This is a genomic window from Microbacterium sp. UBA837 (genome assembly GCF_002296025.1).
Classification (GTDB): Bacteria; Actinomycetota; Actinomycetes; order Actinomycetales; family Microbacteriaceae; genus Microbacterium.
Window position 1 is genome coordinate 1 of sequence record NZ_DBHD01000026.1, and the last position, 3,689, is coordinate 3,689.

A 3,689-nucleotide genomic window follows, 5' to 3' on the forward strand; every position below is an offset into this window, starting at 1 on the left:
CCGAGAGTGAGGCCGGCCATGCCGAGCAACGCGGACGCCAGATTGAACCACGCGACCACCCCTATCTCCCCAGGCCACCACCGCAGCTAACTCCGCACACTCGACGGCCGCACGGCATCCTCACCTCGACACGGCCCGGGTTCGGCACCGGAACTCAGGAGTTGGCCACACCCCGCCCCGGAGCCCGCGTCAGGAAGCGGGCGACGTCGGCCGGCGACTCTAGGCTGAGACCATGCGCCTTGCCACCTGGAACGTGAACTCCGTCCGCGCCCGGGTCGACCGGATCGTCGACTTCGCGGTGCGTGAAGACATCGACGTGTTGGCAATGCAAGAGATCAAGTGCAAGGTCGAGCAGTTCCCGTTCGACCAGTTCGAGCAGGCAGGGTTCCACGTCGAAGCCCACGGCTTCTCGCAGTGGAACGGTGTCGCGATCGCCAGCCGCTCGCGTCCCACCGAGGTCGAGACCGCCTTCCCCGGGATGCCCGGCTTCGCGAAGGGGCACGAGGGCCCGGATGCTCCGCAGGAAGCCCGCGCGATCGGTGCGACCATCGACGGCGTGCGCGTCTGGAGCCTCTACGTCCCCAATGGTCGTGCCCTCGAGGACCCCCACTACGTCTACAAGCTCCACTGGCTCGAGGCGCTGCGCCAGTACACCGCAACCACCCTCGCGGCAGCGCCCGACCTGCCTCTGGCTCTGGTCGGCGACTTCAACATCGCCCCGACGGATGCCGACAACGGCGACCCCGCGATCGTTGAAGGATTCTCGACGCACGTCTCCGCCCCAGAACGGGAAGCCTTCACCGCTCTCGAGCAGGCGGGGCTCAGCGACGTCGTCAGGCCCCTGGTTCCGACCGGATTCACTTACTGGGACTACAAGCAGCTGCGCTTCCCCCGCAACGAGGGACTGCGGATCGACTTCATCCTCGGCTCACGCGCTGTGGCGGATGCGGTGACGGATGCCGCCATCCACCGAAACGAGCGCAAGGGTGAGGCTCCGAGCGACCACGTCCCCGTGGTCGTCGAGCTCGACCGCGCCCGACTGTCGCCGGGAGAAGACGAAGCAGACGATGACCGGCCGATGATCTTCGGGTGACGCGGCCCCGCCGAGGTACCCGGCGCCTAGGGTGAGTGCATGGGAGTGCAGCTCATCGGCATTGGGACCGCGGTGCCGGAGTTCGCGCTCTCGCAATCGCAGGTGAAGGACCTGTTCCTCGCGGAGCCGGATATCGCGCCCCTTACGGCACGGCTCATCCGCGCCGCCTACGACAACTCGGCGATCGAGCGGCGCCACACCGTCATCGAGGATCTAGCCGGTGGCGGCGGCGACTTCCTGGAACCCGAGACTCACGCGGTGCGCAATCCGGGGACCGGTACGCGCAACGCGCGGTACGCGCGCGAAGCGCCGCGACTGTCGGAGGCCGCCGCGCGGCGTGCGCTCGAGAACGCCGGCGTACATCCGGGCGAGATCACCCACGTGGTCACTGCCAGTTGCACGGGCTTCTACGCTCCCGGCCCCGAATACCGGCTGGTGCGCGACATCGGGCTTTATCCGACGGTCGAACGCGAGCACATCGGATTCATGGGGTGTGCCGCGGCAATCCCGGCGCTGCGCTCGGCATGGCGAATCTGTCTCGCCGATCCCACCGCAACGGTGTTGGTCACGTGCACCGAGGTGTGCTCCATCCACATTCGCTCATCATCCGAACCCGACCAGATCGTCGCCTCCGCCGTCTTCGCCGACGGCGCGGCAGCGGCGGTCGTGACCGCAAAGTCGCCGGAATCCAGCGGTCCCCGCGAACTGGCTGCACCGTCTCGCGGGCTCGAGCTGACGGGCTTCACCACCGCCCTGACGACCGACGGCGAGCAGGACATGGCGTGGATCATCGGCGACCACGGCTTCGAGATGACACTCACCGGCAATGTCCCCCGCATCGTCGGACGCGAAGTCCGCGCAGCCCTCGCGCCGGTGCTTGAGCGCACCGGTGCGATTGACCAGTGGGTGGTCCACCCGGGCGGACGCAGCATCCTGGACAGGTTCGAGCAGGCGATGGATCTCGACGAAACGGCTCTGCAGCGATCCCGAGCGATCCTGCGCGACTACGGCAACATGTCATCCGCGACAGTGCTGTTCATCCTCGCCGACCTCCTCGGTGATCCCACGGTGGCCGAGGGCGAGCAGGTTCTCGTCACAGCGTTCGGTCCTGGCCTCGCGGTAGAGAGTGCAACGGCTCGCATCGCAGCGCGCCAGCCGATAGCGGCGGCGGAAAGCTTGCGCGTGGGGCAGGCGGACAGTGCGCGTTCGTGACGAGACTCTTCGCGAGCTGATGGACGATCCGCAGTGCGACGAACAGGCGCTGCTGCGCACGGTACGCCGGTTCACAGTGGTGAACCGGGCGGTGGCGGGATGGGGCGCGATCTACAGATCCCGTCTGCGTCCCTACCTTCGCACCCGAGCTGACGCGCAGCGTGATGAGCCGGTTCGGATTCTCGACGTCGGATGCGGCGGCGGCGACGTCACACGCGACCTCGCGCGACGTGCTCACAGCGACGGCTTCGCGGTGGAGATCTGCGGAATCGACCCCGACCCACGGTGCCTGTCGATCGCGACGTCTCAGCCACCCGAGCCCGGGGTCACCTTTCGAGGCGCGTATGCCGCAGACCTCGTCGACGCCGGCGAACAGTTCGACGTCGTCGTCTCCAACCATGTCCTCCACCACCTCAGCCGCGATCAGTTGCACGAACTGCTCACCCACACCGACGCGCTCGGCGCCGAGCTCGCGCTGCACAACGACATCGCCCGCAGCAAGACGGCGTGGGGTCTCTACGCAGTCGGCATCCTTCCGGTCGCACCCGGGACCTTCCTCCTCACTGACGGGCTCCGCTCGATCCGCCGGTCATACACCGTCGCCGAGCTCCAGCGGGAGGTCCCACGGGTGTGGACAGTGACCGCGCCGGCGCCGTTTCGCGTCCTCGCGACCCGCGGGCCCGAGGGACCCGGTGACAGGTGAGCCATGCCGGTCGTGATCATCGGCGCCGGTCCCGTCGGCATGCTGCTGGGCGGCGAACTCGCCCGCCTGGGTGTGGAGCACATCACGCTCGAGGCGCGTGAGGCTCCCGGCGCCGGGTCCCGGGCGATCGGCATCCATTCCGCCGCGCTGACGGCGATGTCAGCCTCGGGGGTGACCGATCGCATTCTTTCCGCCTGTCTGCAGGTGCGGGAGGGCCAGGCCAGGGTCGGCGCCGCGACCGTGACCACGATCCGGTTCGACGCTGTGCGGGCCGGCTCGCTCGCATCCTTCCCGTTCGTCGCGACCCTTCCGCAGGCAGCGACCGAATCGGCGATCACCGCCGCGGCCGCCAGCAACGGCGCCCCCGCGCCGGAGCGCGGAGTCCAGGTGCTCGACGTGATCGACGAAGGGGCGACGTGTCGGGTGATCACCGACAGTGGTGACGTGCACGGCGATGCGGTCGTGATTGCGGCGGGGTCTCGCTCGCGCCACATCAGTAGCCTCATCCGCGACGGGAGGCGCCGCGCGTACCCCGACCGTTACGTCATGGCCGACGTTCCCGATGACACCGACGAAGGGCCCCGCGCCATCGTCCACCTGCATCCGGATGGCGTCCTCGAGTCGTTTCCGCTACCCGGCGGCCTGCGGCGATACGTCGCGTGGCACCGCGCGGGCTCCACA

The 3,689-nt window shown here is 68.6% G+C and carries 4 protein-coding genes; all 4 read left to right on the top strand.

Annotation, left to right across the window (positions count from 1 at the left end):
• Positions 1–232: 232 nt before the first annotated feature.
• On the top strand, positions 233–1,093 hold the full coding sequence (locus B3587_RS02315) for an exodeoxyribonuclease III (RefSeq protein ID WP_292726246.1): 861 nt from the start codon (positions 233–235) through the stop codon (positions 1,091–1,093).
• Positions 1,094–1,132: 39 nt separating this feature from the next.
• A complete protein-coding gene (locus B3587_RS02320) occupies positions 1,133–2,305 on the top strand; it encodes a type III polyketide synthase (RefSeq protein WP_292726248.1) in 1,173 nt (390 codons plus the stop codon).
• Positions 2,292–3,008 (top strand): methyltransferase domain-containing protein, encoded by a 717-nt coding sequence (locus B3587_RS02325; protein WP_228178279.1) that lies wholly within the window; start codon positions 2,292–2,294, stop codon positions 3,006–3,008. Before B3587_RS02320 ends, B3587_RS02325 begins: the two co-directional genes overlap by 14 nt.
• 3 nt (positions 3,009–3,011) lie before the next feature.
• Positions 3,012–3,689: FAD-dependent oxidoreductase (locus B3587_RS02330; RefSeq protein WP_292726250.1), on the top strand; the 678-nt coding region annotated here is incomplete at its 3' end.

Coding starts and splice junctions, on each gene's coding strand:
- B3587_RS02315 (WP_292726246.1), top strand. CDS start 233: ATGCGCCTTGCCACCTGGAACGTGAACTCCGTCCGCGCCCGGGTCGAC.
- B3587_RS02320 (WP_292726248.1), top strand. CDS start 1,133: ATGGGAGTGCAGCTCATCGGCATTGGGACCGCGGTGCCGGAGTTCGCG.